Annotated in this window: 12 protein-coding genes and 1 tRNA gene; 2 read left to right on the top strand and 11 right to left on the bottom strand. The window is 68.5% G+C overall.

Annotated elements, in window-relative coordinates:
* From NVV32_RS04565 to NVV32_RS04555, 3 genes are all read right to left on the bottom strand, one after another.
* The gene (locus NVV32_RS04565) at positions 1-2,631 is read right to left on the bottom strand and encodes a LuxR C-terminal-related transcriptional regulator (RefSeq protein WP_422391533.1); all 2,631 of its coding nucleotides are present in this window, start codon (positions 2,629-2,631) and stop codon (positions 1-3) included.
* A 205-nt stretch (positions 2,632-2,836) separates the two neighbouring features.
* Positions 2,837-3,421: an aminoacyl-tRNA hydrolase gene (gene pth / locus NVV32_RS04560; protein WP_055770283.1), complete on the bottom strand. Its 585-nt coding sequence runs from the start codon at positions 3,419-3,421 to the stop codon at positions 2,837-2,839.
* Positions 3,422-3,435: 14 nt separating this feature from the next.
* Entirely contained in the window at positions 3,436-4,086 is a 651-nt protein-coding gene (locus tag NVV32_RS04555; RefSeq protein WP_055770280.1) for a 50S ribosomal protein L25/general stress protein Ctc, read from the bottom strand.
* A gap of 416 nt (positions 4,087-4,502) precedes the next feature.
* Here NVV32_RS04555 and NVV32_RS04550 point away from each other — a divergent pair, with 416 nt between their 5' ends.
* Positions 4,503-4,922, top strand: a complete 420-nt coding sequence (locus tag NVV32_RS04550) for a VanZ family protein (RefSeq protein WP_157365836.1) — start codon at positions 4,503-4,505, stop codon at positions 4,920-4,922.
* 309 nt (positions 4,923-5,231) lie between these two features.
* Positions 5,232-7,139, top strand: a complete 1,908-nt coding sequence (locus NVV32_RS04545; protein WP_422391532.1) for a DUF4012 domain-containing protein — start codon at positions 5,232-5,234, stop codon at positions 7,137-7,139.
* A 795-nt stretch (positions 7,140-7,934) separates the two neighbouring features.
* Here the strand turns inward: NVV32_RS04545 and NVV32_RS04540 are convergent.
* From NVV32_RS04540 to NVV32_RS04505, 8 genes are all read right to left on the bottom strand, one after another.
* On the bottom strand, positions 7,935-10,688 hold the full coding sequence (locus NVV32_RS04540; RefSeq protein ID WP_422391531.1) for a LuxR C-terminal-related transcriptional regulator: 2,754 nt from the start codon (positions 10,686-10,688) through the stop codon (positions 7,935-7,937).
* Positions 10,688-13,336, bottom strand: coding sequence for a LuxR C-terminal-related transcriptional regulator (locus NVV32_RS04535; protein WP_422391530.1), 2,649 nt, complete (start codon positions 13,334-13,336; stop codon positions 10,688-10,690). The genes NVV32_RS04540 and NVV32_RS04535 overlap by 1 nt, the downstream gene beginning before the upstream one ends.
* 383 nt (positions 13,337-13,719) lie before the next feature.
* Complete coding sequence (locus tag NVV32_RS04530; RefSeq protein ID WP_055770265.1) at positions 13,720-14,700, bottom strand: ribose-phosphate diphosphokinase; 981 nt, start codon at positions 14,698-14,700, stop codon at positions 13,720-13,722.
* Positions 14,697-16,229, bottom strand: coding sequence for a bifunctional UDP-N-acetylglucosamine diphosphorylase/glucosamine-1-phosphate N-acetyltransferase GlmU (gene glmU / locus NVV32_RS04525; protein WP_422391529.1), 1,533 nt, complete (start codon positions 16,227-16,229; stop codon positions 14,697-14,699). Before glmU ends, NVV32_RS04530 begins: the two co-directional genes overlap by 4 nt.
* Positions 16,230-16,304: 75 nt before the next feature.
* Positions 16,305-16,376 (bottom strand) — tRNA-Gln (locus NVV32_RS04520).
* Positions 16,377-16,458: 82 nt separating this feature from the next.
* Positions 16,459-17,595: an acyltransferase family protein gene (locus NVV32_RS04515; RefSeq protein WP_422391528.1), complete on the bottom strand. Its 1,137-nt coding sequence runs from the start codon at positions 17,593-17,595 to the stop codon at positions 16,459-16,461.
* Positions 17,596-17,994: 399 nt separating this feature from the next.
* Positions 17,995-19,815: an ABC-F family ATP-binding cassette domain-containing protein gene (locus NVV32_RS04510; protein ID WP_055770260.1), complete on the bottom strand. Its 1,821-nt coding sequence runs from the start codon at positions 19,813-19,815 to the stop codon at positions 17,995-17,997.
* Positions 19,816-19,871: 56 nt separating this feature from the next.
* Entirely contained in the window at positions 19,872-20,852 is a 981-nt protein-coding gene (locus tag NVV32_RS04505) for a 4-(cytidine 5'-diphospho)-2-C-methyl-D-erythritol kinase (RefSeq protein WP_422391527.1), read from the bottom strand.
* Between the last annotated feature and the right edge of the window lies 1 nt (position 20,853).

Here is a 20,853-nt window from a genome sequence, read left to right as displayed (position 1 = left end):
TCACTGCTGCTGTCCGAAGACGAGGGAGAGCTGCTTGCGGCTCGAGAGTCCGAGCTTCGACATGATCTGGTGCACGTGCCCCTCGACGGTCCGCGGAGAGATGTGTTCCTGCTGGGCGATCTCCTTGTTGGGAACGCCGCGGGCGACCATACGGGCGATCGCCCGTTCACGCTCACTGAGGAGCTTCCGCCGCACATTGCGTCGGGCCGGAGTGGAGGTCTTCCGGAGGATCTGCTCGGCGTGCACACGGATCATGGGGTCGTCGTTGTCGGAGAGGTGCTCGATGCTGAGGGCGGCGATGTCTCCGGCGAGATTGTGGTTGCCGGCGTCGACGGCGAGGAGTGCCACCGCTTTCAGCGCGCCGGGATCCCGCGTTGCCAGGCCTTCGGCGAAGCCCGCCGCCAGGTCAGCGAGTGGCCCGTCGGCCGCCGCGGCCGTGGCGGCGAGAAGCTCGGCGGCCTCGTGCCGCCCGAGCTGCACGGACTGGCTGAGGAAGAACAGTTCCGCGCCGCGATAGCCCCTGGCGCCGAGCTCCAGGGCGTGCTCCATGAATTCGGTGGCGATTCTTCCAGGGGTGTCGAGCCAGGCCTCTGCGAGGAGGCTGAAATACCGCACGGCCTCGCGCAGGTGCCACGAGTAGCGTCGGCCGTTCAGGTCGATGGCTTGCAGGTGGTCCTCGGCGGCCTCGGGATCGCTCTCGAGCACCTCGGCATAAGCGGCTGCGGCCTCGGCCAGGGGGAGGAACCCGTGCCGGTCGCGGATGCGGAACTGGCTGATGGCGGGCAGCAGCTTCTCGAGCGCTTGGCCGCTCCGGCCCAGGTAGGCCAGCAGCACGCCCTCCGCGAACTCACAGGGGGATCCGCCGAAGAGTCGACCATCGAACCGGCTTCCCTCGTCGGTCGCGAGGTCGAAACACTCGTTCCAGTGCCCCGCGAGGAAGAGGCATTCGTAGAGACGCGCGATCGCCGCCTCCCTGTCCAGGGGGTCGGACGGGGAGTTGACGAGCCTCGACGTGACCGTGCGGGCGACGGCGACCCCCTGCTCCTGGGATCCGAGGGTTGCATCGACGACACTGACGAGGCTCCGGATCCGGATGTTCCAGCGCGTGTCCTCGGCCCACGTGGCGAGGAGCTCCGGAACGCGCGCGGCGACCTTCTCGAACCTACCCTCGAACACATCCAGCTCGAGCCGTACCACATCGGTCCTGCCGCGGAGTTCGAGCACGACGTCATCCTCGGCCTCGCCGTCGAGCCGCGAGGTGACGTCGTGCAGGAGGTCCTCGGTCCCGCGCTCCCGTCCGTGCGTGCGGACCCGCAACCGTGCAGCCAGCAGGCGAGCATCGACCCAGTCCCCGAGGGACAGTTCGTCATCCGCCAGCAGCGCCTCCACGGTTCCGAGGGCCTCGGCCAGGTGTCCCTCGATCCAGAGCTGCCGCGTCCGCTCGACGACGGCGGTGCTGCCGAAGTCGTCGGCGGGGACTGCATCGAGCAGTCGACGGGCGGCTCCCTCGATGCGGTGGTCATTGGCGAGGTGTGCCAGCCCCACGAGTTCCGCCGCCGTGGGGGCGTCGGCGTTGTCGAGGGCCCAGAGCGCGAGCGTCATGCGGCCCTGCACCGGGACCTCTGGCTCGTCGCGGAGTCCCGCGACGGTCCTGAGCGCTTCCCTGCCGGCGCCGGACAGCAGCTGCGCGCGAACGACATCGGCGAACACCCCGTAGGTGAGACGGACGAGGGGTGCGGCGCCGACGTCGACCGTGATGACACCGTCGGACTGGAGGGCGTCGACAGTGGCCGCGGGCACCGCCTTCAGCAGGACGACGACCGGGAGGCTGCCCGAGACGGCGAGCACCTCGACCGCGGCGCGGTCGTCAGGGGGCAGCGCCGCAAGTGTTGTGGCGGTCCCGTCGGTGACCGACCGCCCGAAGTCGGGACGCGGCGCATCCTGCGTCACCCATACCCCGTCGCGTGAGAACAGGTGGCCGGAGACGACGTCGGCCTTCGTCGCCATCTGCAGGTACTTGGGGTTGCCGCCACTGGCTGACCAGAGTTCCTGCGCGGCGGAGCGCGACACCGGGGCGCCGAAGGCTGCCGTGAGCAGTTCCGTGGCCGCGGCGAGCGTGAGCGGGTGGATGTCGAAGCGCTCGAGGACGCCGTCCTTCCAGAGGTCGAAGAATTCCCCCGGCGCCCGTAGGAGGTCCTCGCAGGTGACCAGGAGTCGCACGGCGCCGACCCGCGCGAGATGCGCGATCACCGTCGCGGAGAGCTCGTCGATGTCTTCGACGCCGTCGATGTGCATCAGGGTGGGGCGCTTGGCCGTCGCGCCGGCGAACTTGCGCTGCAGGGCGCTGAGGACGAGGAGCGGACTGCGCGCGGTGTCCTCGTCGAGCTCTGCGAGCAGGACGTTGAGGGCTCCGTAGGGTGTCGTGGAGTGGGCAGCGGAGCCGCGGAGGTAGATGTGATCGAAGTGCCGGGACAGGGCGGCGAGCACCTGCTGCGCGATGATCGTCTTGCCCACGCCGGACGGTCCGACGAGCACTACTCCGTGACCGGCCTCCGCCGCGAGGACCGTCATGGCATCCCGGACATCACCCTCTCGTCCGGCGAAGGGCCAGCGGCCGTCGATGACCGTCACAGGGCAGGCTCCGGTGCGGCCGACGCCGGCCCAGCCACCGACGTCATCGGTCCTCGACCGGCTCCCCGTTTCCACCTCAGCATGAAGTCTCGCCCCACAGCGCTCGTCCCAAGGGGCTCACTTTACAGGCAGCCGCTGCGTGGGGAGGCTCGTACGGGCTGGGTCGGCGCGCAGGGTCTGCGCAGGTTCTGCGCTGCTCCCGCTCCTACTTCTGAGGGTGGAAGCGTTGCTGAGCAGCGAGGAGACCGTCCGTGATGACCTGTTCGACGGCATCTGCGGCGTCATCGACGAGGAATGGGAGGTCTTTCTTCTCCACGGTGCCGAAGTCCTTCAGCACGAAGTCGGCGGCGTCCTGGCGGCCGGGCGGCCGGCCTACGCCGACCCGCACCCTGTAGTAGTCCTTGGTTCCGAGCGCCTTGCTGATGTCACGGAGGCCGTTGTGCCCGCCCTCTCCCCCACCCAGCTTCACCTTGATCGTGTTGAACGGGATGTCGATCTCGTCGTGGACGGCGATCACGTGGTCCGGCTCGATGCCGTGGAAGCGGGCGAGCCCGGAGACGGGTCCGCCCGTGAGGTTCATGTAGGTCGACGGTTTCGCGAGGACGACGCGCGGTCCGCCGAGACCGAGCCTGCCCTCGAGGGTGACGGCCTGGACCTTCGACGTCGTGAATCTGCCACGGAGGCGTCCGGCGAGCACATCGAGGACCATCTGCCCGACATTGTGCCGGTTGCCGGCATAGCCGGGCCCGGGATTCCCGAGCCCGGCTACCAGCCAGGTGTCAGTGGACACCGTGCGGATCCTGCCTACTGCTCGTCGGCGTCGGTGATGACGGCGTCGGCGTCGGCGTCGGCCGCGGTTGCACCCTCGGACGTGCCCTCGACGTCGTCGTCCGTCTCAGGGGTCTCGCCGAGGTCCTGGACCACGGGGGGCATGAGGTTGACGATCAGCGTCTCGGGGTCGGTGAGCAGGGTGACGCCCTGCGGCAGGACGATGTCCGAGGCGAGGACGTGCTGTCCGACCTCGCGGCCCTCGATGCTCACGGTGAGCGTCTCGGGCAGGTGGGTCGCCTCGGCCTCGACGAGGACCGTGCTGGCCTCGAGGTTGGAGACGACGTCCGCTGCAGGCTCGCCCTCGATGTGGATGGCGACATCGACCTCGACCTTCTCGCCGCGACGCACGGTCAGGAGGTCGAGGTGCTCCACGATCTGCTTGATCGGGTTGCGCTGGATGTCCTTGACGAGCGCGAGGTGGTCCTCACCGGCGACGTCGAGCGTGAGGAGGGCGTTGGCGGTGCGCACCGCGAGGGTCGTCGCCTTGGCGGGAAGGAGGACGTGGATGGGGTCCGCGCCGTGGCCGTAGATGACCGCGGGGATCATGTTGGCGCGGCGGGCCTGGCGGGCAGCGCCCTTGCCGAATTCGGTACGGACGTGCGCTGCGAGCTTCTGATCGGTCATGGATTCTCCTGGTGACGTGGGCGGCAGTCCGGTGGACCGCCGTCGGGACTCAAGCCACGGCGGGAGGAACGCGCTTCGGGCTGGTCCAGGACACCGCTCGGGCTGCGCACTGCAGTCCGGGAGACGTCGCTAGCCACCGTCGATCACGGAGTTCGCCGCATGATCTCCGGACAGACCGGGATCAGCAGGCCGCTCCCTCGCCTAGGCATCGCCAATCATCCTACCGCACGCCGTGCGCGGCGCCGCGCCGGCCGCGGTCCTGCGATACTGGTCGATGTCCCAGGGCGCCGCGACCGTCGTCGTCAGCCCCCGTCCGAAGGATCACCACACTGTCCTCCGCACCCCTGCCCTCGACGCGCTACCGACGCATCACGCTGGCACTGTGCATCCTCTGGCTGGTCACGCTCGGGCTGGTCGTGCTCTCACCACGACCCGTGGACCGGGATGGCGGGACGGTCCTGCGTGCAGCCCTCGCCGATCTGCAGCGAGCCGGGTGGCCGTCCTGGTTCGACTACCGATTCGTCGAGACGGTGGCGAACGTCATCATGTTCGTCCCGCTCGGACTGTTCTTCTTCATCCTGGCACCGCAGGGCTGGCGCCGGCTCGGCCCCGTGGTGGGGCTGGCCCTGTCAGCGGGAATAGAGTTCACACAGCTCGCAGCCCTGCCCGAGCGGGTCGCCAGCCCCTACGACGTCGCTGCGAATACGGCCGGCTCCGGGGTGGGCGCCCTCTTCGCCTGGATCATGCTCCGGATGCGGGGGCGGCGGCGCCGCAGGAGCGCGAGCCGCGACGGTCATCATCCGTCCGGCCAACCGCCGGCGCCTTCTCACCCATAGACCACCTGCCTCCCGTTCCTTTGACGGCCGGGGCGCTGACGCATCGTTGTCGACGGCCGGAACGTGCTCGACCCGGCCGCCTGGCGCGCCGACGGTCGACCCTAAGGGAATCGGGCGGCCCTCGCCTCATCGGACCCTCTCGAGGATGGCCGGCGATCTGCGGCATCCGCTGGGACCTACTATGTGAGGAGGTCGCCCCTGTCGAAGGACTGTCTCCGCCAGGATCGACCGAGCTGTCCATGCCGGGACTGGTCCTGTCTCAACCACCTCTCGGCAGCACGTCCGTCAGGCGAGACAAGGGGTTACCGAGTGGTACGCAACACCAGGAACACGGGGAAGTACGCCGAGGGAAGTGCCTATTACTTCGGTGAGGACAACCGGTCGAAGCTCGCGTCCACCCATCTGACCAGGCACCGCCTCGTGCGGATCGCCGCCGTTCTGTTCACCCTCCTCCTCCTGGCCCTGATGATCATCGCCTGGGTCGCCTTCCGCGCGGACCAGGTGAAATCGAACCTCGAGGCCGCGGCGGATGTCCTGCCGCGATTGCAGACGGAACTCGTCTCCGGAGATGGTGCGGCAGCCCAGCGGTCACTCGACCAGCTGCAGTCACACACGACAGAGGCGCGCCGCGCAGGAACTGACCCGCTCTGGAGAGCGGCGTCGATCATGCCCATCCTCGGCCCGAACCTCTCGGCCATCACCGAAGTCACCGTCTCGGCCGACGATATCGTGCAGCAGGCGGTCGCTCCCATGCTCGGGAGATTCGACTCCCTCGACTGGGACAGCCTCACCCCGGACCAGGGAAGAATCGACGTGGCGCCCTTGCAGGAGGTGTCCCCCACCCTGGCAGGGGCTGCTCGAACCACGCAGCTGAGCTACGAGCGGCTGGAGGACATCGATCGCGAGCAGTTGTTCCCGGAGGTTGCCAACCCTCTTCTGCAGGCGATCGACACCATGGACGGTGCACGCCGGGCCCTCAACAGTGCCGCGGCCGCAGCCGAGGTGCTCCCGCCCATGCTGGGGGCCGACGGACCGAGGACGTATCTCGTCCTCATCCAGAACAGTGCGGAGATCCGGGCGACCGGCGGGATCTCCGGCGCCTATGCCCTGATCCGGACGGACGCAGGCTCGATCGAGCTGATCGGGCAGGGCAGTGGTGCTGACCTGGGCCGCTTCGATCCGCCCATCGAGGTCGATGCCGAGCAGGAGCGCATCTACTCCAGCCAGATGGGCACCTTCTTCCAGAGCACCAATCTCACACCTGACTTCCCGACCGTCGCGACAACCGCACAGGCCATGTGGGAACGTCGGAATCCGGGATCCACGATCGACGGGGTGATAGCGCTCGACGCCGTCGTCCTTGCTGACATCCTGGCGTCCACCGGTCCCGTCGAGCTCGCGGCGTCGGGAGAAGGGGGACTCGTCGACCTCATCGTCCCCTCCGGGCTACCGACCTCGCTGACGTCGGAGAACGTGGTTCCGACCCTGCTCTCCGATGTGTACGCCCGCATCGAGGACCCGGCCGTCCAGGACGAATACTTCGCGTCGGTCGCCGGGCAGGTCTTCACCGCCCTCGCCGAGGGCCAGGGCGACAGCGCCGGAATCGTCGACTCCCTGAGGAGGAGTAGTCAGGAGCAGCGGCTCTACGTCTGGTCGGATGTGCCTGCCGAGCAGGACGTCATCGGTCCGACGGCACTGGGCGGCCGGATCACTGGACCGTCCAAGGACGGCGCGGCGTTCGGCGTGTATTTCAACGACGGCACCGGAGCGAAGATGGACTACTACGTCGAGCGCACGGTGCAGCTCATCGGATCGTGCACGACAGACGGCAGCCGCGGGTACACCGTTCGAGTGACCATGACCAATACCGCCCCCGCGGATGCTGCGGAAAGCCTCCCGGCCTACGTCACCGGAGCGGGAGCGTTCGGAGTGGAACCGGGGACCGTCCGGACCGACGTGGTGGGCTACGGCCCTGAGCGGTCCGCGCTCGGCACGGCGACAGTCGACGGAGCCGAGGTACCCGTGGCCTCCTTCCTCCACGGTGACCGGCCCGTAGGAGTGATCACCACTCACCTCGCTCCACAACAGACGACGATCGTCGATCTCCCCTTCGTCGACGTGTCGCAGGAGGACGAGCCCGCGGTTTCCGTCACGCCCACAGTCCAGCGGTTGCAGGACGTCCTGCAGACGGCGGACCTGGGCCCCGGGTGTTCCTGACCTCCACGCCTCCGTCGACAGCAGGCCGCTGCCGTATGCGCTCACCCGCGAGATGCTCGAGCACCAGGACGCCTGCATCCGGGAGCTGTGCTCGTCTGCCGTCCTCCTCCCGCGGCGGCGTTGGCACCTGCACCGCCCCGCCCGTGTGGCGCACCGACGTTCTCCGGTTCAGGGTCACGGTGACCGGCCGGGTGACCACGCATGCTGCGGCGTCGGCGTAGGGGCCGGCCAACACCGGCCTCGGATCCTTCACGACCCTGTGGGGAGCTGCCGGCCTCGGCGTCCTGACCGTCGGCACCCTTGCCGTCTTCTCCACCCGTCGCGGCGGAAAGCCCTCGGAGGCCTGACACGACGGTTCTCGGACGACCGTCCGGACGATCAGGGCTCTGGGCAAGGACCCGGGTTCGTGTTCGTCGTTCGACAGGGTCAGCGACGGCGACGACAGCGCGTCGAGCTGATGCAGGAAGCACTGGACCTCGAAGACAACGAAAAGCCCCCTCTTCGTGAACAGGGGGTCAATTCGTTATCTTCAGCCCTCGCGAGGAGGTGGTGCCGACGATAGGGTGAGAGTGAGGGTCGGCGGCGGCTGGGGACGAAGTCCTGGTCTCAAGAGAACTCCTACGCCGCCGACCCAGAACGTGGGCCGTCCAGGACGCTCGGGTGATCCGATCACATCCTGTCCAACACCTCCTACTTTAGGTCCGTAGAGAAACGTGATCACGAGTAGTGCAGACCCTAATCAATCGTCGAACTACTCAGATCAGTCCTGGGAATTACCTGCGCAGACCGCATCGGCTAGGTGGCCCGCAGAACGGTCTCGAGTTCCGCCGTCAGCTCGTCCCGCCGACTGATGCCCAGCTTGACGTAGATGCGATAGAGGTGGCCTTCGACGGTCCGGGTGGACACCGTCAGGGCACGCGCGATCTCCCGATTGGACAGGCCCCGGATGGCCAGGAGAGCGATCTCTTTCTCCCGTGAGGTGAGCGGCGTGGTGCCGTCGGAGTCGTAGGCTTCCTCCGCCAGGCCGCCGTCGATATGGCTCTGTCGCCGTCGAAGAACTGCTGCCAGAACCCGCTTCGACCGGGCGTCGCCCTGCATTCCATAGACATCCATGGCCCTGCGACAGGCGTCGGTCGCCAGCAGGTACTTCTGCAGGACTTCGGCACGGTCGCCGGCGATGACGAGTGATTTCGCATCGCGTCGGACGAGGGCCGATGCGTAGTGGTGCAGGACCTCCGCCTCCATACCCTCGACGGCAACGGTCACGTCGCGGAGCTGGTGGGGCGCCTGGTCGTCGCCGAGCGCAGTGGCCAGTTCGAGGATGTCCTTCTCGGCACTGGACCATCCGTGTCGGCGAGCGGCAAGGGCGAGCCCCGACAACGTGTGGACGCTCGCGTCATCCGCTCGGAGCAAGGCCCGGGCAGCTGCGTCGAAGGCGCGGCCCAAGAGCTCGTACTGGCGGCTGCCGCGGTGTCGCAGGACTGCGAGTTCCCTCGAGCACTGGGTCGAGACACTGATCTCACCGAGGGCGGCCGCCGTCCACGCGGTCACCCCGAGCGCGTACGGCAGGAGGGCTTCCTGGTCCGACACCCTCAGCGAGGCGAGGGCTGGACCGAGTTTGGCGAGTGCCTCGCGGAAGAAGCCGCGCCGCGCATCAAGAACTGCGTCGACGACCGCGAGGCCACCACCGATGAAGAAGTAGTCACGGCTCTCGCCCGGCGTGTAGGTCGCGAGGGCCTCCTCCGCTGCCCGGAAGTCACCGCTGTGCACCAGCAGGCTCACGTGGCGGAGGAAGGCGCCACGATGCAGGTCAGGGATGGGCTGCTGGTGTCGGCCGGCTGCGGCCACAGCCGCGAGGCTGTGCCGTCGCCCCTCCACTCCGCGTCCGAGTGCGCCGAGGGCCTCAGCCAGGGTGGCCTCGGCGAGGACTGTGACGCGGTGATTCGCGTGTCCCTCCGTCACGAAGCCGGCGAGAACCTCGACCGTCCTGGAGTACTCGCCCAGGATGTTCCACGAGAAGGCGCGAGCCACCACGAGGTGATGTTCGCACTCCCGCACGGCATCGGCCGAAGGCGGTCCCTCCCCCGCCCGAAGAGGTGTCAGCGCCGGATCCTCCTCTGCCGGACTGCCCCTTTCCGCGGGCAGTGGGCCTTCCTTCCAGGAGCGGATACAGGAGGACCACCAGTCGAGCACGTCCGTCAGGGCGACGGGGTCCTCCCCGTCCGCGACCACCTGGCGGACCGCCAGGATTCCTGCGGCCGCGACCTGCTTCGGTCCGACCGTCGCCTCCGGGCACCTGTCCGCGGCGCTACGGGACTCGGTGGTCCGGCCGAGTTCCATCAGCGCTGAAGCACGGAGAATGTCCGCGAGCCCGAGGAGGTTCTCGTTCCGAACGGCACTCACGCACCGGAGGGCTGCCCGGGCATCGAGGCCCGCCAGCGCCGACTCCGCCGTCTGCAGGAGGTGTTCATCGGGCACCTGCTCACCGCAGTCGAGCCGCCACAGGACGTCCCGGATCACGGCCGATGCGGGCAGGTTCCCGCCGGGGCCGACGATGGAGCGAAGTTCATCGTGGAGACTGCTGCTGCGACCGACGGGCACGAGAGACCGCCCGATCCGTCCGTAGAGCGAGTACGCCTGCGTCGCGTAGGCAGGATCTTCCCAGACGCTCCTGATGAGCCCTTCATCCAGTAAGGAGGACACGGCCCCCTCGCTGGTGAGACGGACCAGATCGTTGAAGGCAACGACACCGGCAAGCGCCACGAGGTCGAAGGCCTTACGTTCGATCTCGTTCAGCCCGAGGGCGATCGAGCGGACCAGATCGACGAGTGACGCGGGAAGGGCAACCTCCTCCACGTCGAGCGTCCACACGCCGTCCGGACGGATGAGGCTCCCCCGGGCCAGGGCCTCGTCGAGGATCGCCTTGAGGAACAGCGGATTGCCGGACGCCTCGTCGCGGAGACGCTCGCTCGCGCCGCGGACGATCGGACCTCCGAGGACCTGGCGGCACAGATCCAGGGCGTCGGCCGATCCGAGGGGACCGACCTCGAATCGTTCGAGGAGGCCGTCCCGGCACAGCGATGCCAGTTCGTCGGAGACCGGCGTGATGGGGCGGGCGAATGCAGCGAGGGCTATGGTCCGGGACGTGACGAGCTGCGCCAGGAGGTGACTGCTGTCATCATCCAGCAGGTGGGCGTCGTCGACGAGGACGAGGACGCGACGACCCGCCGCCCGGGTTCGGAGAAAGGCCATGACCCGGCGCAGGACTGCGAGGGGCGAGGCCATGTCCGCTGATGATGCCTCGACGAGGAAGGGGGCGAGCGCTCCGTAGGGGATGGTGACCAGCGCCGAGGCGGGCGACAGGAGGAACGGCACGAACTCACCCTGAAGCCGAGCGTGCAGATGGCGGGCCATCGCACTCTTGCCGGTCCCGATCTCGCCGTACACGAAAGCGCCGTACACGTCCGCCTCGCGAACGGCCTGCTCGATCGCCGTGATGAGCGCCTTCCGGCCGACGAGCGGCACGTCACCGGACAGCGCTGAGAACATCAGGAATCGATCTCCGCGGGAAACAGCTCGGCGAGTTCGGCCCGGGTGTTGACGCTGAGCTTGGAATACACCTGATAGAGGTGCCCCTCGACCGTCCGGACCGACACGTACATGTGCTGCGCGATGGCTCGATTGCTGCGTCCTGTGGCTGCAAGCACGGCGATCTCCCGCTCGCGGGCGGTGAGCAGGCCGAGGGCTGTGACACCGAGTCCATCCTTGAGCCGTTCGGGAAGCACCTCCCTCAGCCTGCGGTGGATGAGGCGATACGCCGTCCGGTCGTCATCGGCCAGAGCCTGATCGATCCCTGATCTGGCAATGTCTGCTGCCAGACGATAGTCGCCGGACGCGGCCGCGGCTTCCACGGCCCGGATGAGCAGACCCGTGTCCGCCTGCAGAATGGCCTTGGCGTAGAGCAGGCATACCTCCGCAAGAGGGGCGTCGAGATTCTCTGACAATGCCTCGAGCTCCGCGGCTGCCGCTCTGCTTCCGAGTCGCAGGGCGGAGAGGAGGCTGCTGACGGCCCACATCGTCGCTCCTCGGCGACGATCGCTCGGGACCCGCTCCTGAAGTTGCAGGGCTACCTCGGCACGGGACCCGGTCAAGGCCTGCGACAGCAACTGGTAGTGCCGCGTAGCGCGCCGGACCATCCAGGGGCTGCCCTTCGCACGACCAGCCGGCGGAAGGTGCGCCACCCCGCGATCCAGTGCTGGGGTCAGGGCATCGCAGTAGGTGAGGACAGCTTCGGCCAGGGGCAGCAGTCCGTAGCGATCGGCGACGCGTAGCTGCTCGACGACGGGTTCGAGCAGCGCGGTCGCGTCCCGAACGCGCTCGCGCGCTATGAGATCCAGCGCCACAGCGACATCGGCGAGGGAACCCCGATGGAGCGACCACGAACTGGAGGAGGGTCGGGAGCCCGAGAAGATCATCCGCCCCGCGGCCCAGTTGCCTGCGACGAGGAAAGCCACCTCCACCCGCAGGAGAGCGGCATCCGCCGCCTGGTGCGCCACCTGGGGATGCGACAGGTTACGGGCCAGGACCCCCGCGAGTCGCAGTGCGGGCTCCGTGGGCTCCTGCAGCACCATGGCCTCGAGGAGCAGGGACTGGAGGGCCACCAGCGACGCGCACTCCTCGCGGCCGCTGGACGAGGACAGCTCCGTCTGACGCACCCCCTCGAGGTCGGCGAGATTGTCCCGGTACCGACCCTCGAAGGACGCCAGTTCGGCACGGGCGACGAGCACGCGTCGGCCGAGACTCACGGACTCCGAGCGGTCCTGCGCATCTCCAGGGGGCTGCCCGATCCGGTCGAGCCCCCACGATGTGAGCCGCTCGTCGGCCCGATCCAGTGGTAGGGCCGGATCGCCGACGGCGTGGAGCCGACGCAGGCGGCTCTCCTCCACCAGGTACCTGATCAAGACCTCCCGGTCGAGTTCGACCTCGGCAGCAGAGAGCGTCGCGGATGCGACGGTGGCATCCTTGAGATGTCCTTGACCGAGGGCAGCGATCATCGCCTCGAGGGCCAGCTCGGGTGACTGCCGGCGAGTGGTGATCATGCGGATGAGATCGGCCGCTCGCCGGTGTTGTCCGCTCCGGTTCAGGGTCTCGACCGCAGTGACACCCAGCTGGACGTCGACGGACAGACCGGCCTGAATCAGCCAGCCCACCTCGCGAGCCGGATCGTCGGCAAGATACCGGGCAGCTCCGGGCCGGGATCGGAGATCCTGGTACAGACGGGCTGCTTCCTCCTCGGGGACCTGTTCCGCCACAGCATCCGCCAGGCCATCGGCGGCGAGCCTCACGCAGGGTTCGGGATCCGCCAGCACCACGAGGATGCCCGCGTCCTGCAGCGCGTCGAGCTCTGACGGATCGGCGAGCCGAGCGGCATCCTGCCACGGCAGCCCGCCGGCCAGCGACACGAGATCGACGATTCGCCGCTGGTTGCGGGTGAGGGTGCGCAGGAGTGGTGAAGTGCTCACCACGTCGTGTCCGATCCCCTTCCGGTCCGGCAACAGGACCCACGCCTCACCGCGCCGCGCCAACACGCCGCGTTGCACGAAACCCTGCAGGGCCACACGGGTGGCCTGCGCATTCCCACCGGCTACGGACCACAACGCCTCCACGCCCTCGCGACTGACGGGAGCTCCGAGTTCGGAGGCGACGAAAAGCACCGTGTCCTCGAAGGAGAGCGGCCTCAGGTCGATCCGGCGCAGCGAGCTGGCCCGCCAGAGGCCCATGAACACCGGGTCCGCCTGGGCGAAATCGGTCACGGTCAGGACGGCGGAGGCACTGTCACCGGAAAGAAGCTGACCGATCAGTGTCGAGGATGCCTTGTCGAGGTGCTCCGCGTTGTCGATGGCGAAGACGATGCGGCGACCTCCCGCCTCCTCACGCAGGTGTGCCGAGACTGCCGAGAGGACGAGAGCCGGATGCGTCACGGTGCCCGGTACCTCGGAGAGCAGGAAACCGAGCGCCCGGTAGGAGAAGGACGCGGACGACCGGATCCCGCGGACGCGGACCACGTAGCTGCCGTCGAGGGAGCGCAGCACCTGGTGCAGCAGGGCGGTCTTGCCGACGCCAGGGGGGCCCACGACCACAGCACCCGACGAATCCGGATCACGGACGGCCTGCAGGGCCGATTCCGTCTCGGCCATCCTTCCGATGAAGCGCACCGAGGCCCCTGGTGGCACCTGCACCGGGTGCCCCGGTGGCGCCTGCACCGGGTGCCACCTGGTCGGCCTGGCTGCAGCAGGTGGAGGGACAAGGGTGTGTACGAGACTGTGAGACCGCATGAAGGACCTACTTCTTCCCAGCTTGTGACAGGTGTCTGAAACTCAGCCTAGGAAGGGAGGATGGGGGCAGCACGAGTGGCTGCTACGGAATCATCAGTATTCTTACTTGTTTTTTCCACGTATGGCGACGAAACACTACTCAACTTCCGTCGTTTCCCTACGCACTCGGCTTTGTCGGCCTTGTGCGTAGGGGTATCCGGGCTCTCGACGCCTGCCCTTGCTCTTCAGCAGGGCACGGCATCCGTTCAGGCGTTGCCGTCGAAGAGGCTCGTCACCGATCCGTCGTCGAACACCTCGCGGATGGCACGGGCGATCAGGGGTGCGATCGACAGGACCGTGAGCTGGGGGAAGCGCTTCTCGGAGGGTATCGGCAGAGTATTGGTGACGACGACCTCACGGGCCCCGGACTCGGCCAGTCGACGAGCCGCCGGATCGGAGAACACCGCATGGGTCGCCGCGATGATGACATCCTTGGCCCCGGCGTTCTTCAGCACCTGCACGGCCCCGGAGATCGTGCCCCCGGTATCGATCATGTCGTCGATGAGCACGCAGGTGCGGCCCTCGACCTGGCCGACGACCTGCTTGGACACGGCCTGGTTCGGAACCGTGAGATCGCGGCTCTTGTGCACGAACGCGAGGGGTGCCCCCCCGAGCCGCTCGGCCCACTGCTCGGCGACGCGCACCCGTCCGGTGTCGGGCGAGACGACCGTGACATTGTCGGCGTCGACCCTCGTCCGGATGTAGTCGGCGAGGAGCGGGATGGCCATGAGGTGGTCCACGGGGCCGTCGAAGAACCCCTGGATCTGGGAGGTGTGCAGATCCACGGACATCAGGCGGTTCGCTCCCGCCGTCTTGTACAGGTCGGCGACGAGGCGGGCGGAGATCGGTTCACGTCCGCGCCCCTTCTTGTCCTGCCGCGCATAGGGGTAGAACGGCGAGACGACGGTGATCCGCTTGGCCGAGGCCCGCTTGAGCGAATCCACCATGATGAGCTGTTCCATGAGCCAGTTGTTCAGGGGCGCCGGGTGGGCCTGGATGACGAAGACGTCGGTACCACGCACGCTCTCGCCGGAGCGTACGTAGATCTCGCCGTTGGCGAAGTCGTAGGCGGAGACCGGCAGCAGTTCGGTGCCGAGCCAGGACGCGATCTCCTCGGCCAGTTCGGGGTGTGCACGCCCGGAGGCGAGCACCAGTTTCTTCTCGCCGCGTGCCGTGATCTCGCTCATGACTGACCGCTTTCCTGTGGTTCCTTCGTTGCCTGTGGGCCTGATGTGTCGGTTCCGGCCATGCTCGCGCGCGCCGCCTCGTCCGCAGCTGTGCCGGGTCGCTTCTCCGAGGTCCAGCCCGGGACGTTGCGCTGCGCCACGACGCTCAGTCCGAGCGCCCCGGCGGGGACGTCCTTGCGGATGACGGCGCCGGCACCGGTGTAGGCGCCGTCGCCCACCGTGACCGGCGCGACGAAGACCGTGTTCGAGCTGGTACGGACGTGGGACCCGATGACGGTGCGGTGCTTGTCGACACCGTCGTAGTTGGCGGTGATGTTGCCGCAGCCGATGTTGGTGTATTCACCGATCTCCGCATCGCCCGCATAGCCGAGGTGCGAGAGTTTCGAGCCGCGGCCCACCACCACGTTCTTGGTCTCGTAGAACGCGCCGATCTTGCCGTCCTCGCCCAGTACCGTTCCCGGCCGGAGGTAGGTGAAGGGACCGACGCTGGCCCCGTCGCCGATCCTGGCGCCGCTGCCGTGGGTCCGGGTCACGTGGGCTCCCTGCCCGACGGACACGTCCGTCAAGGACGTGTCGGGACCCACGACGGCGTCCCTGGCGATCGTGGTGGTGCCGTGCAGCAGCGTTCCCGGCAGGACCGTGACATCCTCGGCCAGCTCCACGTGGACGTCGATCCAGGTGCTGCCGGGGTCGACGATACTCACGCCCGCGCGCATCCACCGTTCGAGGATGCGGCGGTTCAGCTCGGCGGCAAGATGGGCGAGCTGGACGCGGTCGTTGGCGCCCTCGACCTGCCAGCGGTCCTGCACGATCAGTCCTGCCACCCTGCCGCCGTCGTTCCGTGCGATGCCGAGCACATCGGTCAGGTACAGCTCGCCCTGGGCGTTGCCGGCGTCGATCCGGCCGAGCGCGCTCCGCAGGACGTCGGCGTCGAACGCATAGATCCCCGAGTTCACCTCGCGGATGGTCCGCTGTTCCTCGGAGGCATCCTTGTGCTCCACGATGCCGAGTACCGTGCCGTCCGGACTCCGGACGATGCGCCCGTAGCCGGTGGCGTCGTCGAGCTCGGCAGTGAGCACGGTGACGGCGTTCCGGTCCCGGACGTGCACCTCGACGAGGTCCCGCAGGGTCGCGGCCTCGAGCAGGGGTACGTCGCCGTAGGTCACCACCACGGTGCCCCCGATGGTGCCCTCCCTCGCGTCCAGGGCCTCGAGGGCCGCCTGCACCGCGCGGCCGGTCCCCGGGACGTCGTCCTGGTCGACCAGCAGGGCCTCGGGATCGACACCCGCGACGTGCGCGGCGACGAGCTCGCGCTCGTGCCGGACGACGACGGCGAGGTGGTGGGGGTCCAGGCCCCGCGCCGCGGCGAGCGCGTGACCGATCATGGACCGACCGCCCAGCGGGTGGAGGATCTTCGGTGTGCGGGACTTCATGCGGGTCCCGGCTCCCGCGGCGAGGACGATGACCGCCGCCGGCTTCTGGGCGGTGGACGCCGCCGGCGTCACCGTCTCTTCACTCTGGGGGCTCACGAAGCGGGCACTCCTACCTGTGGTGTGGTGGCCGGATCCGCCGTCCGCGAGGGACCGGTACCGGGGCTTGCGCCGTTCCGCCCATAGGATTCGAACCTATACTCCACAGCTCCAAAGGCTGGGGTGCTGCCATTACACCAGGGCGGACCATGCGGCAGCTGGACCCCGGCGCGGGGCACCTGCGCACGGTTATCTAGTTTGCCACGCCCCGCACCCTTCGGCGAGCCGATCACCCGCCGGCGGCGCCGGCTCCGGCATCGAGCGGCGCGCTCCCCCGGCGGCGAGTCGCCGTGGTGTCCTGCCGGCGAGGGCCCAGTATCCTCCGTCGAACGGACTCGGGCAGGGCGAACAGCGGATTGCCGGGAATTCGCGCGAGGAGGTTCTCGGCGGTGAGGCAGACAACGATGATCACTGCCGAGAGGACGAGGGGGTAGAGGGCGTCGACGACGAACGAGTCGACGAACTGCCCCAGCGCTTCCTGGCGCCCGAAAACGAGGATGCAGACGATCACGACCGGATGGAGCACGTACACCGGAAGGGTGCGCGCACCGATGAACCCTGCAGCGCGCGCCACCGGCGCGATCCGGCACACCTGATGCGCCACGGCAGCCATGGCCGGGATGGAGGCGAGCGAACTCATGAACTCGAGGGCCTCATTCTGCGCTCCGAGATCAGTGGTCCGCAGGGCCATCAATGCCAGGAACACCGCAGAGAACAGCCCCGCCAGCCAGAGCGGGGCTGCTGCGGCTCTCCTGAGGGCCGCAGCACCGAAGACGCCGGAGGCGAAGAAGACGAAGTGCTCCGCACACCGTTCGAGGAGGCTGCCGTCGCCCTCCGACTGCAGGACGAACCACACCACCACGGCGAGGACGAGCAACACCGGTGGGGGAAGACGGATGGCGCGCGCGGCGAGGACGACCGGTATGTACACAGCCAACGCGAAGATGAACCACAGTGTCGTATCCGGTACGACCAGCTGGGTCAGGAAGCCGTTCAAGCTGTCGAAGTAGTGCGGGCTGCCGGGAGTCCCGACCAGGAGGAACAGAAGAAGATAGATGAGGAGCCAGACGACATAGAGGTAGTAGCTCGAGACACTCCTCGACAGGGCCTTGCGCGCATCGCCTCCCCTGATCAGGGACGGCGATGCCAGGATCCCCGCCAGAGCGAACAGGACGGGCATGCGCAGGGTCCCGAGGAGTGCGTTCACCCGGGACAGGACTGGACCCGCCGCTGTCTCGGTGCCGAACACCGGGTCATGGACCCAGATGAGGACATGGAAGACCACCACGGCGATCACGCCGGCTCCCCTCGTGGCGTCTGCCCACGGCAGCCGAACGGTAGGGGTGGAGTTGTCACTGGTGGTCACTATCGATGTCCCCTGAGTCGATCCCGTACCCGGTACACCGCACTGAGATGCGTTGTGTGGACCGGTACATCCAACGGCACACGGACTGGTGCCGCACGTCGCCTCTGACCCTAGGCGTGATCGGGCGCCTGCAGGAGCGTGAACGCCACGCGCCGTCGATCCCCCTCTACTCGTCCCTGCAGCCTCCGGCTACCTGGCGGGACGTCACCGACCTCACTCCTACCCCACTCGAGCCACAATCCAGCCGCACTCCAGCCACACTCCTGGCACGAGAACCACATACCGAAAGAGCCTGCGGGCATCCGCCACGGTCTGCGCACCTGCAGGCCCCAGGGCGAAATCCACGCTCGACGGTACCCACCCCGGTCAGAACGGCACCGCTTCCCCTGAGAGGCCGGCCTACTCCCCCAGGACCTCGGCGGCTTCCATCCACTGGCCTTCCAGGTCCTCGATCTCGGCCTGGAGCTCCTGAAGGCGCGTGTTGAGCCCCGCGATCACCCCGAAGTCGGCGTCGGACTTCGCCCCGGCCTCCTCCATCTGTGCCTGCAGCTTGCCCTTCTGGGCATCGACCTTGGAGATCTGCCGTTCGATCCGTGCGAGGTCCTTGCGCGCCTGCCGGAGATCCGCTTCGGACGACGTCCCTGCCGATCCACCGCTGACGGCCGGGGAGGCGGCGCTGCCGGTGGCGGTCATCGGGCCCGCGGCGTTCCGCAGGTCGAGGTACTGGTCGACGCCGCCGGGGAGGTCGCGCAGGCGCCCGTCGCCGAGCAGCGCCATCTGGGAGTCGGTCACGCGCTCGAGCAGGTAGCGGTCGTGGGAGACCACTACGAGGGTCCCCGGCCAGCCGTCGAGGACGTCCTCGATGGCGGAGAGCGTGTCGGTGTCGAGGTCGTTGGTCGGTTCGTCGAGCATCAGCACGTTCGGTTCGCCGACGAGCAGGCGCAGCAGCTGCAGGCGACGGCGCTCGCCGCCGGACAGCTCGCTCACCCGCGTCCACTGCTTCTCGTTGGTGAAGCCGAGCTGCTCCACGAGCTGGCTCGCCGAGACCTCCTTGCCCCCGACGGCGAACACGCGCTTCTCCGACTCGATGACCTCGATGACCCGCAGGTCGTTCACGTCGTCGAGCTCACGGACCTCCTGCGACAGGACCGCGGTCTGGACGGTCTTGCCCTTCTTGACCTTGCCCGCCGTCGGCTGCAGTTCGCCGTTGAGCAGGCGCAGCAGGGTGGTCTTGCCCGAACCGTTCACGCCCACGAGCCCGAGCCGCTGCCCCGGCGCCAGGCGCAGGGTGATCCGGTCGAACAGCGTCCGGTCCCGGCCTTCGCCGTCGGTGATGGCGAGGCTCACGTCCTCGAGATCCAGCACGTCCTTGCCGAGCCGGGACATGGCCATCTTGCTGAGCGCCAGGGAGTCACGCGGCTCGGGGACGTCCGCGATCAGTTCGTTCGCCGCCTCGATCCGGAACTTCGGCTTCGCCGTGCGGGCCGGTGCGCCGCGCCGCAGCCAGGCCAGTTCCTTCTTGACCAGCTGCACGCGCTTGGACTCGACGACGGACGCCATGCGGTCGCGTTCGGCCCGGGCGAGGACGTAGGCTGCGTAGCCGCCGTCGAAGTCGTCGACCATGGCATCGTGCACCTCCCACGTGTGGTTGCAGATCTCGTCGAGGAACCAGCGGTCGTGGGTCACCACGAGCAGCCCACCCTCGGTGGGGCGCCACCGCTGCTTCAGGTGCTTCGCGAGCCAGGCCACGCCCTCGACGTCGAGGTGGTTGGTGGGCTCGTCGAGCATGATGACGTCGTCGTCGCCGATGAGGAGCTTCGCGAGCGCCACGCGGCGCTTCTGCCCGCCGGAGAGGGAGGAGACGCGGGCGTGCCAGTCGACCTCCGAGACGAGACCGCCCATGACATCGCGGATCTTCGGATTGGAGGCCCACTCGTGGTCCGCCTGGTCGCCCACGATCGCGCGACCCACCTCGAGGTCGCCGTCGAGCACGTCCGACTGGTCGAGGTAGCCGACGGACACGTCCCGCCGCTTGGTGACGCGGCCGGAATCGGGCACGCTCCGCTGGGCGAGGAGGCGCATGAGCGTGGACTTGCCGTCGCCGTTGCGCCCCACCATGCCGATACGGTCGCCGTCCTCGAGCCCGAGGGACACGGTGTCGAGGATGGTGCGGGTGACGAAGGCGACGCTGAGGGATTCCGCGCCGAGGAGGTGTGCCACGAAGATGCTGCTTTCGGTTGAGCGGTGTGGTGTGCTGATCCGGGGGTGGCCCCGGGTCAGCCCTGGGGGTCCTGCGAGATGCGGGCCCCGTGGGCCGGACCGTGGACGGACGTCGCCTGCAGCCCCTCCGATGCGAGGAGCACCTCGAGCTCGGCTGCGTGACCTGAGCTCTGGGTGAGGAAGGCGACGGTGGGCCCGGATCCTGACACGATCCCGGCCAGTGCTCCGGCGGTCCTGCCGGTCTCAAGGATATCTCCCAGGGCGGGAGCGAGTTCGAGCGCGGCCTGCTGGAGGTCGTTGTGCAGCAGGGGCGCCAGGCCCGACGCGTCCCCGGCCCGCATGGCGCCGAGGATCGCGGGATCGATGCCGGGCTGGGGGTCGGGCTCCACACCGTCCCGCAGCCGGATCGCGTCGAGAGTCCGGTAGACCTCCGGCGTGGACAGCCCGTAGTCGGAGGTGACGAGGACCCAGTGCAGCGGCGTCTTGGAGATGGCCGGCGTGAGCTGGTCCCCCACCCCGAGGCCGACGGCGGTGCCACCGACCAGCGCGAACGGCACGTCCGCACCGAGGTCCACGGCGATCTTCGCGAGTTCGTCCCGGGAGAACCCGCTGCCCCACAGGGCGTTGCACGCGAGGAGGGCCGCGGCGGCATCGGCCGATCCTCCGCCCATTCCGCCCGCGATCGGCACGCGCTTGGTGATGTCCAGCTGCACCCCGGTGTGACCGGGGCTCACCTCGGCCAGCAGCTCGGCCGCGCGCACGGCAAGGTTCCTGCGGTCCAGCGGGATGCTCGCCGCGGGCAGGTTCAGCGTGCCCTGCCCGTTCACGGTGACGCTGATCCCCTGACCCGGGGTCTCGGTCGCCAGCACCTCCTCGTAGAGGGAGACGGCGAGGAACACGCTCGCGATGCCGTGGTAGCCGTCCTCCCGGGGAGGGCCCACCCGGAGCGAGACGTTGATCTTGCCAGGGGCCTTCACCCGGACGGAGCGCGCACGGGCGAAGTCCGTGCGCATGTCGAGAGTTCTGTCCGAGACCATG

This window comes from Arthrobacter sp. N1 (assembly GCF_048288285.1).
GTDB lineage: Bacteria > Actinomycetota > Actinomycetes > Actinomycetales > Micrococcaceae > Arthrobacter_D.
This window is presented reverse-complemented; position numbering and strand designations above follow the sequence as displayed.